This window comes from Collinsella aerofaciens ATCC 25986 (assembly GCF_964237925.1).
Taxonomy (GTDB): Bacteria; Actinomycetota; Coriobacteriia; order Coriobacteriales; family Coriobacteriaceae; genus Collinsella; species Collinsella aerofaciens_BJ.
This window is the reverse complement of the sequence record NZ_CAXSKI010000022.1, coordinates 18,140-31,135: the sequence shown is the minus strand read 5'-3', so window position 1 is coordinate 31,135 and position 12,996 is coordinate 18,140. Positions and strand designations below refer to the sequence as shown.

Here is a 12,996-nt window from a genome sequence, read left to right as displayed (position 1 = left end):
GTCGCAGCCCCGACCCGCGGTCACGAGCGGGGGCTCCTGTCGTTTCCGTGCCCCTGGATTGGGTCATAGTGTCTGACATTGCCAAAACATCGATGTTGATTTGCTGGTCAGTCGAATGGGTAGAATGCCTCCAACGTGTAACTCGATTCGGAGGAATTCGCATGCCCTATTACTATGGATACGGCTTTGGCATTGACCCGCTGTACCTGCTGGTTGTTCTTGTCTGCACGGTGCTTGGCCTTGCCGCGCAGAGCTATATCAACTCGACATATAAGACCTGGTCCAAGGTTCGCTCGGACGGCGACGCGGGTGCCACGGTCGCTCGCCGCATGCTCGATGCCAACGGTTGTAGCGCCGTGGGCATCAAGGGCGTTGCCGGCGAGCTCACCGACCACTACAACCCGCAGGATAACAACCTGTATCTGTCGGATGCCAACCGCTCGGGCGGGTCGGTCGCAAGCGTTGCCGTGGCCTGCCATGAGGCGGGCCATGCCGCCCAGCGCCAAAGCGGTTACGCCATGATGAAGGTACGCACCGCTTTAGTCCCCGTCGTCAACTTTACCCAGAACACCTGGACGATCGTGCTGCTCATGGGCCTGTTCATGAACATCGCGGGGCTCACGACCCTCGCGCTGGTCTTCTTCTCGTTTAGCGTGCTGTTCCAGCTGGTTACGCTGCCGGTCGAGATCGATGCCAGTCGCCGCGCCGTGGCGTATATCGAGCAGTCGGGCATGAGTTCCAAGCAGGTTAGCGGTGCCAGGAAGGTGCTGACGGCAGCTGCGCTTACCTACGTGGCGGCGGCGCTCACCTCGATTATTCAGCTGCTCTACCTGATGGCTCGCTACAACAGAAACTCCAACCGATAGCAAACGGGACAGGCAGGCGCCGCGGGGATTCGTGTCCCAGCGGCGCTGTACTATGTGTTGGACTTGAATTTGCGCAGGGCCGGAGCCCGTGTGCACGATGACGAAAGGAGGCTGCGTGGCTGGCTGGAATTTGACCGGCAATACCGTTTCCGCCGAGTTCGACGGATCGGACGAGCAGGAGTGCAAAGAGCTCAGCGTGAGCCAGGCGGTGGAGATCGCCGCCGGTGCGCTCGATGCCATTCCGCAGCTGAGCGTTTTGGGCGAGGTCACGGGTTTCCGCGGTCCCAATGCCCGAAGCGGCCACTGCTACTTCCAAATCAAGGACGACTCGGCGGCCGTCGACTGCATCATCTGGAAGGGCGCCTACCTTAAGCGCACCTTCGATCTGCGCGACGGCATGCAGGTGAGCTTTAAGGGTAGCTTCAATCTCTACAAGCCTACGGGTCGCATGAGCTTCGTCGCCCGCTCGTTCTCGCTGGCGGGGGAGGGCTTGCTGCGTCAGCAGGTGGCTCAGTTGGCCGAAAAGCTGCGTCGCGAGGGCCTGATGGACGAAGCGCGTAAACGTCGCATTCCGGTGTTTTGCTCGCGTGTGGCGGTCGTCACCTCGCTTTCGGGCGCCGTAATCGACGACGTCAAGCGTACGCTGCGCCGTCGCAACCCGCTCGTCGAGCTTGTCTGCGTGGGCGCAAAGGTCCAGGGCGAGGGTGCACCGGCAGAGCTTATTGAAGGCTTGCGCCGCGCCGCTGCCATTACGCCGGCGCCCGATTGCATTTTGCTCGTGCGTGGCGGCGGTTCCTTCGAGGACCTCATGACCTTTAACGACGAGGAGCTTGCCCGCGCGGTGGCAGCCTGTCCCGTGCCTGTGGTGACGGGCATTGGGCATGAGCCCGATACCTCGATCTGCGACATGGTGAGCGACCGTCGCGCCTCCACGCCAACGGCAGCGGCAGAATCGGTGGCGCCGGCTATGACGGAGCTGGCCGATGTGCTCGAGACACGTCATCAGCGTCTGAGTGCTGCGATGGCATCGATGATCGAGTCAGATCAGGTCGATCTGGAAATGCTCGACCAGCGCGGTCGTCGTGCCTGGGACACCTATACGGCTCGTCTGGGCGACGCGCTCGATGCGGCCGCGTGCCGCCCGTGCCTCAACGATCCAACGTTTATGGTCGAGCGTCGCGAGTCCGAGCTTGCCCTGACGGCCGATCGTCTGTCAGGCGCCATAACGCGTTCGGTTGGGGCTTTCCGCTCCAACTTCGAGCGTCTGCCCGAGCGCTTGATCGCAAGCACCTCGGGGCTCGATGGCAAGCGCCATGCGCTCACGCTCGCGAGCTCCCGTCTGGAGCATCAGGGGCGCACGATGCTCAGCAAACCCGCGTCCGATCTGGGCCGAGCTGCCGCGTCGCTCGATGCCCTGTCGCCGCTTAAGGTACTTGCCCGCGGTTACTCCATCGCGTACAGCGATGATGGCGTGGCTACGAACGCCAAGACCTTTAAGCCCGGCGACGCCATTCGCGTGCGCATGGCGGACGGTAACGTGTCGGCAACCGTCAACGCGGTCGAGTAGACCGCGTTTCACAGTGAAAGACCCTTAGGAAAGGAAACAGATATGGCAGAGAAGACCCCGGTCGAGCAGCTTACGTACAAGCAGGCCTCGCAAGAGCTGGAGCTCATCATCCGCAGCCTGGAGTCGGGCGATATGGAGCTCGAGGAGTCGCTTGAGAGCTATACCCGCGGCGTCGAGCTCCTCAAGAGCCTGCGCACCCGCCTGTCCGATGCCGAGCAGAAGGTCTCGGTGCTCCTTAAGGACGTCGACGGCAACGACGTGCTCGCCGACGGCGAAGCCGCCAACACCGACGACAACCTTTCGTTCTAACCATCCCGACCAAATATAATTACCTTGGTCTGTGAGAAAGGAACCTACCATGTGTGATTGCATCTTCTGCAAAATTGCCAACCACGAGATCCCTTCGACCGTTGTCTATGAGGACGACCAGGTCATCGCCTTCGACGACCTCAACCCCCAGGCACCGGTCCACGCGCTCGTGATCCCCAAGAAGCACTACAGCGACATCGCCGACAACGTGCCTGCCGAGACCATGGGCGCCATGGCCCACGCCATCCAGGAGGTCGCTAAGGCCAAGGGCCTGGAGGACGGTTTCCGCGTCATCTCCAACAAGGGCGTCAATGCCGGCCAGACCGTCATGCACTTCCACATGCACGTCCTCGGCGGCAAGAACCTGGGCGAGAACCTCATCTGAGGACGCACAGCCCGTCGCCTTGGCTGCCTTTGGAGTAACCTATGCAGCTTTCTCAACTCGAATACCTTCAAGCGGTAGCGAACTACGGCGGCGTGCGCAAAGCGGCTCGCGCCGTTCACGTGAGCCCACAGGCCGTTTCGTCGGCAATCAAAAAGTTGGAATCTGAGTATCAGATTGTTTTGCTCGACCGATCGGCGGGGGAGGCTGTTTTGTCTCCGGCGGGCAGAGAATTTGCGCGTCGTGCACGCGTAATCCTGGCACAAGTCGACGATCTCAAAAAGTACGCTCAATCGGGGAACGGCGGCGTTTCGCCCGACGGCCACTTCCGTCTTTACGCCCCCTGTCTTCACGGGCGGGGGCGTCTTTTTTCCGAAAACTGGTACGACTCGTTTGAAAGCTCGCACCCCCAGATTCACCTTGATGTTTGGCATCAGCCAACGGCCACATGCTTTGAATCACTTGTGCTTGGAATTTCGGACGCGGCCATCTCATTTGAGGAACCAAGGGACAGCGTCCTTTCTTCGAAATACTTGGGTGAAAAGGAGCTCAAGGTTCTTTCGTGTCCAGCGGGTCATCAATCTGTGGGTGCTATGACCGTTCGTGAGTTGCTGGGCGGCAGGCTGGCTGTTCCCATTAATTTGTCACCCTGTCTCAATGCAATCAACCAATGTCCCGAGGCTCAGCTGGTTAATTTCCGCTTCCGCGACGTCGAATACGGAAACAGGGCGCAGGCTGAGTTTCTTCAAGCCGGGGGATTGATATTGAGTTTTTCTGGCTCTTCTCTCGCAACAGATGGACTGGAAGTGAGCGAGTGCTCCATTGAAGGCTCGCATGACGTGGCCTTGCCCATCTATTTTTGCTATCGACAAAATGCCTGGACCGATCGACACCAGACGGTATTTCTTCACCTATTGCGTCATCTCGCTTCGTGAGGCCATTTGGCCTCGTGGCGTCAAGTGAATGTTGACGCCTTGTAACACATGACTGACGGCTTTGCCCTCATGCTTTTCCAAGATTTCGGTTTGGGCTATTGGCTCTTGGAGGGCGGAGCATGAAAAACCGTACGGTTTTGCTTTATATGACGTTCGTTTTTCTGTCGAACTTCAGCACCATTTTGTATTTTCTGACGGTTTACCTTGAATTCGTCGGATTCTCGATGGTAGCGATTTCTAGCATGATGATTGCATACCAAGTGAGTAAGTTCATTCTTGAGGTTCCTACTGGTTATATTGCTGACAGGTTTGGACGAAAGACAAGCGGTCTCGTTGGCGTCGTGGGAATGCTTGGATACTACGCCGCCCTACTTTTCGCCCGTTCTCCTCTGCTTTTAATCGGCACGTTTGCTCTCAAAGGATTTGCAGTTGCATGTGTGAGCGGATCCATAGAAGCGATCTACATTGACAGCGTCTCTCAGGACCAGCTCGTAAGACTTAATGTCGTTGAGCGATTTGTTTTCTATGCCTCTTATGCCATCTCCGCTTGCGTGGGCGGTTTCATTTCGTCTGTCGGTGCATATCTCATTGGTCTTTCGGCAGATATCATCGCAATGGTGTTGACGTTGGTTGTCGTTGTCTGCATTCCTGAGATGCGAAGAGGGGACACTGCAGCGACACCTAAGCGTGGAATTAGCCCGAAGATGATCGGTGCCGCTATTGCGCGTAACGGCATTCTTCGTTCAGTGTTCATCATGGACTGTTCTCAGGCATTTGCTTTTGTCGCCCTGGAAGACTTTTTCTCACTGTTGCTTGCGGGTCGCGGAATGAATGCCGTCGCTTCGGGTGTGATCATTGCGGTCCAGCTCCTTGCCTCGGCCTCCATGGGGCTTATTGTGGCCAGTGTGATTGCTCATGTCGACAAGGGCCGTTTTGCGCGTATTTGCGGCATCGTGCGCCTTTCCCTGACTGCTCTGTTTTTGATTCCCTTTACTCCGGTCTATTTGCTGCCCGTGTTCTATGTACTGCAGACGGTCGCTTACTCGTTATTTGCTCCAATTAAATACTCAATTTTTCAAAATGCTGTCGATTCTTCGATGCGCTGTTCACTGATTTCGGTCCAAAGCCAGATGGTGGCGGTGGGTGCCATCCTTTTCTATCTGTTCAATGCTGCGTTGAGCAGCATCGCGGGCATTCGAGTCATATTGCTTGTAGCGCTCGGGATTTCTTCTTTGGTGTATATCCCCGCGCTCTTTCGTCTTACAAGTCAAAGGCCATGAGGATTTGGGCACCGATAACTTATATATCAACGCAATAAACCCGAGCGCGAGGGCGTTTGGGTTTATTATTGAAGCGTATGTAACCTGGCGGCGCCACACCGCCTGTTAGTAGGGAGACACATGAACGTTCTGGTCGTCAACGCAGGATCTTCGACGCTTAAGTATCAGGTCATCGATACCAAGTCCCACAAGGTGTCCGCAAAGGGCTCCTGCGAGCGCGTCTGCTTTACCGGCGGTACCTTCACCCACGCTGCCAACGGTTCCAAGAAGGTGACCGAGAACATCGAGTTCCCCGACCACAAGGTCGCCATCGAGGTCGTCCTGAAGGACCTCGAGGCCAACGGCGTCAAGATCGAGGGCATCGGCCACCGTATCGTTCAGGGCGGTTGGTACTTCGGCGATTCCTCCCTCGTCGACGAGGACGTCCTCGCCAAGATCCGCGAGGTCGCTCCGCTCGCCCCGCTGCACAACAACCCCGAGGCCAACGTTATCGAGTACTGCCTGGAGCAGTATCCCGACCTGCCCAACGTCACGGTCTACGACACTGCTTTCCACTTCAATATGCCCGAGGTCGCCAAGACCTACGCCCTGCCCAAGGACGTCTGCGACAAGCTACACATCCGTAAGTACGGCGCCCACGGCACCAGCTACCGCTACATCTCCAAGAAGGTTGCCGAGATGACCAACGGCGAGGCCCGCAAGGTCGTCGTGTGCCATATCGGCTCCGGCGCTTCCCTGTGCGCCATCGAGGACGGCAAGTGCATGGACACCACCATGGGCTTGACGCCGCTCGACGGCGTCATGATGGGCACCCGCTGCGGCTCCATCGACCCTGCTACCGTGTGCTACCTGCAGCGCGAAGGCGGCTACACCTTCGACGAGGTCGACGAGATGATGAACAAGAAGTCCGGCCTTTTGGCTGTGACCGGCGGCAAGACCAACGACTGCCGCAACGTTGAGGAGCTCGCCGCTGCCGGCGACCCCGAGGCTCAGCTCGCCTTCGACATGTTCGTCTACAAGATTGCCGCCAAGGCCGCCGAGATGGCCACTTCCATGTGCGGCATGGACACCCTGGTCTTTACCGCCGGCATCGGCGAGCACGCTCCGGCCGTTCGCGCTGGCGTGGCCGACCGTCTGGCCTTTATGGGCGTCAAGATGGATCACGCCCGTAACGCCCTGCGTGGCGACGGCGCTTGGTGCCTGTCCGCCAAGGATTCCAAGGTCAAGATCTTCGTCATCCCCACGGATGAGGAGTTCATGATCGCCTCCGACGTCGAGCGCATCGTCAACGGCAAGTAATTGCAAGAGGGGAGGGGTTGGACGACCAAGTGCCGTTCAGCCCCTCTTTTGCGCTCGTTGGGCGACATTCTGATAGCTATTTATCAAGATATGATAACTTCTTATTAAAATGCGGCCGCCTTAAGGGGTCTGCGTCGACCGTATTGCACTGCAAAGGAGTCTCATGAACGTACTTGTTGTCAACGCCGGCAGCTCGAGCCTTAAATATCAGCTTTTGGATACCGATACCCGCGAGGTTTTCGCCAAGGGCAACTGCGAACGTATCGGTTCGGACATGGGCATCTTTGGCCACTCCGAGAACAGTGGCGCCAAGCAAACCGAGGAGGTCCCCTTCCCGGATCATCGCTGCGCCATTGCGCGCGTGCTCGAGGAGCTCGAGAAGACTGACTTTACGATTGATGGCATTGGACATCGTATCGTTCAGGGCGGCTGGCACTTCGATGATTCCGCGGTCGTCGACGATGAGGTCATGGCCAAGATTCTTGAGGTGGCACCGCTTGCTCCGCTGCACAACTACGGCGAGGCCGCGGCGATTGAGTATTGCCGCGAGAAGTATCCGGAGCTGCCCAACGTGGCGGTCTTCGATACCTCGTTCCACATGACCATGCCCGAGGTTGCCTACACCTACGCCCTGCCCAAGGACGTGTGCGACAAGTACCACGTGCGCAAGTACGGCGCACACGGTACGAGCCACCGCTACGAGTGGATGATGGCCAAGGAGATCCTGGGCTCGCGCTGCCACCGTCTGCTTTCGTGCCATCTGGGCAACGGTGCTTCGCTTGCCGCCATTGAGGACGGCGTGTGCCGCGATACCACGATGGGCCTCACGCCGCTTGACGGCCTGATGATGGGCACCCGTTGTGGTTCCATTGACCCGGCCACCGTGTGCTACCTGCAGCGCGAGGGCGGCTACAGCTACCAGGAAGTCGACGACATGATGAACAAGCAGTCCGGCCTGCTTGCCATTTCGGGCATCTCCAACGACGCCCGCGACATCCGCACGCGCGCCTCCGAGGGAGATGAGCGCTGCCTGCTCGCCTTCGATATGTTTGCCTACAAGGCTATGCAGCAGGCCGGCTCCATGATCGCCTCCATGGCGGGCGTGGATACCATCACCTTTACCGCCGGCATCGGCGAGAACGACTGGTCGATTCGCAAGGCTTTCTGCGACTGCTTTGAGTGGCTGGGCGTGCGCATCGACAATAACAAGAACCGCGAGGCCGTGGGCAACGGCCCGCAGGTCATCAGCGCCGCCGGTTCCGCCGTCACGGTCATGGTCATCCCCACCGACGAGGAATACATGATCGCCCACGACGTCGAGCGCCTGACCAAGAACAACTAACGCGCGCATTTGCAAGTAAACGAAAGGCCTCCAGAGCAACAGCTCCGGAGGCCTTTTTACTAGCAGGTGGAAATTCCTGTCCCGAGGGGATATGTCCGCTACTCAGCCATCTGAGCCTGGACGGCGGTGATGGCCACGACACCCACGATGTCGTCAGCAGAGCAGCCGCGCGACAGATCGTTGACCGGCTTGGCGATGCCCTGCAGGATGGGGCCGTAGGCGTCGGCGCCGGCGAAGCGCTGGACCAGCTTGTAGCCGATGTTGCCGGCCTCGAGGTCGGGGAACACGAGCACGTTGGCCTTGCCGGCAACGGAGGAGCCGGGAGCCTTGAGCTGGGCGACGGTGGGGACGATGGCGGCGTCGAGCTGCAGGTCGCCGTCGATGGCGAGCTCGGGAGCCTTCTCCTTGCAGAACTTCACAGCCTCCTGGACCTTCTTGGCGACCTCGCCGCCAGCGGAGCCCATGGTGGAGTAGGAGAGCATGGCCACGTGCGGCTCAACGTTGCCCATGAAGGTGGACCAGGAGTGAGCGGAGGCGATGGCGATCTCGGAGAGCTCGTCGGAGGACGGGTTGATGTTGAGGCCGCAGTCGGCGAAGATCAGCGTGCCGTCAGTGCCGAACTGCGGGGTGTCGGTGCACATCACGAAGAAGGCCGAGACCAGCTTGGTGCCCGGGGCGGTCTTGAGGATCTGAAGCGCGGGGCGCAGGGTGTCGGCGGTGGAGTGGCAGGCGCCGGAGACCAGGCCGTCGGCATCGCCCATCTTGACCATCATGGTGCCAAAGTAGGTGGCGTCCATCACCTGGGCGCGAGCCTGCTCGATGGTAACGCCCTTCTTGGCGCGGAGCTCGGCAAACTTCTGCGCGTACTCCTCATGCTTCTCGGCATTGCGCGGGTCGATGACGGTAGCGCCGGGAACGTTGATCTCGTCGGGGTTGCCCAGGATGACGATCTTTGCCAGGCCCTCCTCGATGATTTTGGTGGCCGCGACGATAGTGCGCGGATCCTCGCCCTCGGGCAGGACGATCGTCTTAAGGTCGGCCTTGGCGGCAGACTTCATACGGTTTAGGAAATCGCTCATGTTACTCCTTACAAGCGTTTCGCTAAGCTCCAGGCACCCGGCTGTTCACGAATAAACCCGCTGCTAGCGGGTTTACCTTTCAATTATGTACGCCGCGGTGCTTGAGCTTTCCTTGTGTGGCAAGCTCATTATAGGACGCATTAGCGCTATAATCGCTCTGATAAATATGTCTCGAAGAATGTTCGAGAAAAGCCCAGCTAACGAGCCCGTGGCTTTTGACAAGGAGTATCGATGCAGATTACCTCAGGCCTGCCTGAAGGCTTTAACGCCGGCGCGTACGACATGATTGTCGTCGGTGCTGGATATGCCGGTGCCGTTTGCGCCCGCCGTCTTGCCGAGACCATCGGCTATCGTGTTGCCGTTTTGGAGCGCCGTAGCCACATTGCGGGCAATGCCTATGACTGCACTGACGAGGCCGGAATCCTGATTCACGAGTACGGTCCGCATATCTATCACACCTTTAACGAGCGCGTGCACAATTTCCTGTCGCGCTTTACCAAGTGGACGGATTATCAGCACAAGGTGCTCGCCAACATCAACGGTACCCTTATGCCCGTGCCCTTCAACCATGCGAGTCTCAAGCTCGCCTTTGGTGACGAGCGCGGCGAGGAGCTGTATCAGAAGCTCATGGAGACCTTTGGCAAGGATGTCAAGGTGCCCATTATGGAGCTGCGTAAGAAGAACGACCCGGATCTTGCCGAGGTCGCCGATTACGTCTACGAGAACGTCTTTTTACATTACACCATGAAGCAGTGGGGCCAGACGCCCGATCAGATCGACCCCTCGATCACCGGCCGCGTTCCCGTCTTTGTGGGCGATGATGACCGCTACTTCCCGCAAGCTCCCTTCCAGGGCATGCCGCAGGAGGGCTACACGGCGCTCTTTGAGCACATGCTCGACCACGACCTGATCGACGTGTTCTGCGACGTGGACGCCCGTGACCTCTTTGAAATCGACGACACCACCGTCAAGATCGACGGCAAGGTCTATGGTGGCGAGATCGTCTACACCGGTCCGCTCGATGAGCTGTTCAATCTCGATCTGGGCGCGCTACCGTACCGCACGCTCGACATGAAGTTCGAGACGCTCGATATGGACCAGTTCCAGCCCGTGGGCACCGTCAACTACACCACGAGCGAGGACTACACGCGCATTACCGAGTTCAAGAACATGACCGGTCAGATCCTGCCCGGCAAGACCACCATCATGAAGGAGTATTCCAAGGCCTATACGCCCGGCTCGGGCGAGACGCCGTACTACGCCATTCTTGAGCCCGAGAACCGTGAGCTCTATGAGCGCTATCTTGAGCGCGTCCAGAACCTGACGAACTTCCACCCGGTGGGTCGTCTGGCCGAGTATCGTTACTACGATATGGACGCTGTGACCAATTCCGCCCTCGATCTTTCGGATGAGATTATCGCCTGCCATGCATAAAGTCATAACATTCGGTATTCCCTCGTATAACGCCGCCAAGGACATGGACCATTGCATCACCTCCATCTTGGAGGGGAGCAATTACGCCACCGATATCGAGATTATCGTAGTGGACGACGGCTCCAAGGACGAGACGGCCGATAAGGCCGACGAGTGGGAGGCACGTTATCCCGGTATCATTCGCGCGGTGCACCAGGAGAACGGCGGCCACGGTATTGCCGTCCTTTCGGGTCTGCGCGAGGCACAGGGCACCTACTACAAGGTCGTCGACTCGGATGACTGGCTCGATGCTGCGGCTCTTTCGACTATGCTGTCGATTCTGCGTGGCTTTGAAGAGCGTGACCAGCGCGTTGACCTGTTTATCTCGAACTACGTGTACGAGAAGGTTTACGAGGGCACGCATACCGCTATTGGCTACAAATTTGCCCTGCCGCGCAAAAAGATCTTTTCCTGGGATCAGATCGGTCATTTCCGCCTGGACCAGAACCTACTCATGCACAGCCTGTGCTATCGCACGGATGTGCTGCGCGAGTCCAACCTTCCCATGCCGCCGCACACGTTCTATGTGGACAACATCTACGCCTACGTGCCGCTGCCGCGTTGCAAGACCATGTACTACGCCGACATCGACCTCTATCGCTACTTTATCGGTCGCGAGGGCCAGAGTGTCAACGAGGCCACGATGGTCAAGCGTCTGGACCAGCAGTTCCGTGTGACGCGCATCATGATGGAGTCGTACCACCTGTACAGCGATGTTGAGTCGTCGCGTCTGCGCTCGTACATGATGGGCTATTTCACCATGATGATGGCGATCTGCTCGGTGCTCACCAAGCTTTCCGAGGAAGATTGCGCCGACGAGCGCCTAAAGACGCTGTGGAATGATTTGAAGGCCTACGACGAGCGCATGTATCGTCGTGCCCGCTACGGCGTGGTCGGGTTCTTCACCAATCTGCGCGGACGGGCCGGAGACAAAACCACACTCGGCCTATACCGTCTTGCCTCAAAGATCTTCAAATTCAACTAGCTGCCGAGTAATCGCTGCTGATAGGTTGACTGGGCCCCTTGGCCTTTAGTTTGCTACTGCGAACAGTCCTGCTCGCACGGAAAGCACATTAAGTGCTTTCCGGCTCGTGCGGAACTTGTATCAAACTAAAGGCCAAGGGGCCTCTGCTATAAGAATCGATTGTCAGGTTATTTGAATTTGAAGATCTTCGACGCGCGGTACACAGGGGCCTGGGCTGAAAAAATATTAGTTGGTAGTCGGTCGGAGGCGGGCGGGCATTACGTTTGCTGCTCTACAGTCCTATGCAAGACGAAGGCCACATTAAGTGGCCTTCTTTGCATGCGGAACTCGCGACAAACGTAATGCCCGCCCGCCTCCGACCGACGGTCGAGTGAGATTACTTCGCAGCACCTGGGATTCCGTGGGAGGTTTTGGCGGTTTTGGCTCCGTTTACGATGGCGGTTTCCAGGGCCCTTACGGCGAGCATGCCCAGCAGGTCTAGGGGAACGGCGGCGCTTGCCTGGGCGCCCAGTTTGCCGCTGGCGAGGGTGTAGATGGTGTCGCCGTCGTTGGTGGTGTGTGTGGGGCGGATGGCGTGTGCGTAGGCGTCTGCGGCCATCTGGGAGACCTTGGTGGCTTGTGCCTTAGTGAGTTCCACGTTGGTGACGATGCAGCTGATGGTGGTGTTGGTGCGGTCGAGCGGCATCTGCATGGATCCGGCGGCGGCAAAGGCTGCGAGTTCCATGTCGACGATCTGGTCGCTATCGGCTGCGGCGCGCATGCCGGCGACCCACTCGCCGGTGAAGGGGTCGACAACGTTGCCGCAGGCGTTGACCGAGACCACGGCGCCCACCTTGATGGGGCCGAGTGCCACGGCGGCAGCTCCAAGGCCGGCCTTCATGCAGGTGGCAGGCCCCATGAGCTTACCCACGGTAGCGCCCGTGCCGGCGCCTACGTTGCCCTGTTCGAGCTTGGTGGGGGTGTGGTCGAGTGCTTCGCGCACGGCGGCGATGCCGGCCTCAATGTCGGGGCGCACGGTGGGGTTACCAAAGGCGAGGTCGAAGATACAGCTGGAGCACACGATAGGCACCTGCGTGGGGCCGACGGGAAGGCCGATGCCGCGGCTCTCAAGCTCGCGAGCGACGCCGCTTGCAGCCTCGAGGCCAAAGGCCGATCCACCCGAAAGGCAGACGGCGTGGACCTTGTCGACGGTGTTCTCGGGTCGCAGCAGGTCGGTTTCGCGCGATGCTGGAGCACCGCCGCGAACGTCAACGCCGCCGGTGGCGCCCTCGGGTGCCACGATTACGGTGCAACCGGTGCCGGCCTCCTCGTCCGTATAGTTGCCATAGCAAAAGCCATCGACATCGCAGACGTCAATGGCCTCGAGCAGTGTATCCATGTTTAACTCCTATCGGTTTTCCGCCGCGCCTTGTGCCCGGTCGGGATCCGTACGGTACGCCAAAATTGTAGGCGCCGGGGGATACCCAGCGCCAGATGCAA

At 58.9% G+C, this 12,996-nt stretch carries 12 protein-coding genes; 10 read left to right on the top strand and 2 right to left on the bottom strand.

Translation table 11 applies throughout. The features are described from left to right. Positions 1-161: 161 nt before the first annotated feature. The 8 genes from ACESWY_RS09305 to ACESWY_RS09270 all read left to right on the top strand — a co-directional run bounded on the left by ACESWY_RS09305 (position 162) and on the right by ACESWY_RS09270 (position 7,980). Positions 162-866, top strand: a complete 705-nt coding sequence (locus ACESWY_RS09305) for a zinc metallopeptidase (protein WP_368134869.1) — start codon at positions 162-164, stop codon at positions 864-866. A 115-nt stretch (positions 867-981) separates the two neighbouring features. Further along, positions 982-2,433 carry an exodeoxyribonuclease VII large subunit gene (gene xseA / locus ACESWY_RS09300; RefSeq protein ID WP_373094175.1) on the top strand — a complete coding sequence of 484 codons (1,452 nt, stop codon included), beginning with the start codon at positions 982-984 and terminating at the stop codon, positions 2,431-2,433. Positions 2,434-2,475: 42 nt separating this feature from the next. Then, positions 2,476-2,742 (top strand): exodeoxyribonuclease VII small subunit, encoded by a 267-nt coding sequence (xseB, locus tag ACESWY_RS09295; protein ID WP_006234311.1) that lies wholly within the window; start codon positions 2,476-2,478, stop codon positions 2,740-2,742. A gap of 49 nt (positions 2,743-2,791) precedes the next feature. Further along, the gene (locus tag ACESWY_RS09290) at positions 2,792-3,127 is read left to right on the top strand and encodes a histidine triad nucleotide-binding protein (RefSeq protein WP_373094173.1); all 336 of its coding nucleotides are present in this window, start codon (positions 2,792-2,794) and stop codon (positions 3,125-3,127) included. 41 nt (positions 3,128-3,168) lie between these two features. Continuing rightward, positions 3,169-4,059: a LysR family transcriptional regulator gene (locus ACESWY_RS09285; RefSeq protein ID WP_373094171.1), complete on the top strand. Its 891-nt coding sequence runs from the start codon at positions 3,169-3,171 to the stop codon at positions 4,057-4,059. A 119-nt stretch (positions 4,060-4,178) separates the two neighbouring features. After that, positions 4,179-5,339, top strand: coding sequence for an MFS transporter (locus tag ACESWY_RS09280; protein WP_373094170.1), 1,161 nt, complete (start codon positions 4,179-4,181; stop codon positions 5,337-5,339). Positions 5,340-5,459: 120 nt separating this feature from the next. Further along, positions 5,460-6,638, top strand: coding sequence for an acetate/propionate family kinase (locus ACESWY_RS09275; RefSeq protein ID WP_006234305.1), 1,179 nt, complete (start codon positions 5,460-5,462; stop codon positions 6,636-6,638). Positions 6,639-6,801: 163 nt separating this feature from the next. Continuing rightward, complete coding sequence (locus ACESWY_RS09270; protein ID WP_373094167.1) at positions 6,802-7,980, top strand: acetate/propionate family kinase; 1,179 nt, start codon at positions 6,802-6,804, stop codon at positions 7,978-7,980. Positions 7,981-8,078: 98 nt separating this feature from the next. Here the strand turns inward: ACESWY_RS09270 and pta are convergent, their stop codons facing one another. Beyond that, positions 8,079-9,059: a phosphate acetyltransferase gene (pta, locus tag ACESWY_RS09265; RefSeq protein WP_006234296.1), complete on the bottom strand. Its 981-nt coding sequence runs from the start codon at positions 9,057-9,059 to the stop codon at positions 8,079-8,081. Positions 9,060-9,290: 231 nt separating this feature from the next. On the opposite strand from pta, the gene glf reads away from it, so the two are divergent. Both glf and ACESWY_RS09255 read left to right on the top strand, forming a co-directional pair. Continuing rightward, complete coding sequence (gene glf, locus ACESWY_RS09260) at positions 9,291-10,493, top strand: UDP-galactopyranose mutase (RefSeq protein WP_373094165.1); 1,203 nt, start codon at positions 9,291-9,293, stop codon at positions 10,491-10,493. Further along, positions 10,486-11,517 carry a glycosyltransferase family 2 protein gene (locus ACESWY_RS09255; RefSeq protein WP_006234294.1) on the top strand — a complete coding sequence of 344 codons (1,032 nt, stop codon included), beginning with the start codon at positions 10,486-10,488 and terminating at the stop codon, positions 11,515-11,517. Before glf ends, ACESWY_RS09255 begins: the two co-directional genes overlap by 8 nt. 376 nt (positions 11,518-11,893) lie before the next feature. Here the strand turns inward: ACESWY_RS09255 and ACESWY_RS09250 are convergent, their stop codons facing one another. Further along, positions 11,894-12,895 carry a P1 family peptidase gene (locus tag ACESWY_RS09250; RefSeq protein ID WP_055309801.1) on the bottom strand — a complete coding sequence of 334 codons (1,002 nt, stop codon included), beginning with the start codon at positions 12,893-12,895 and terminating at the stop codon, positions 11,894-11,896. Positions 12,896-12,996 lie beyond the last annotated feature (101 nt).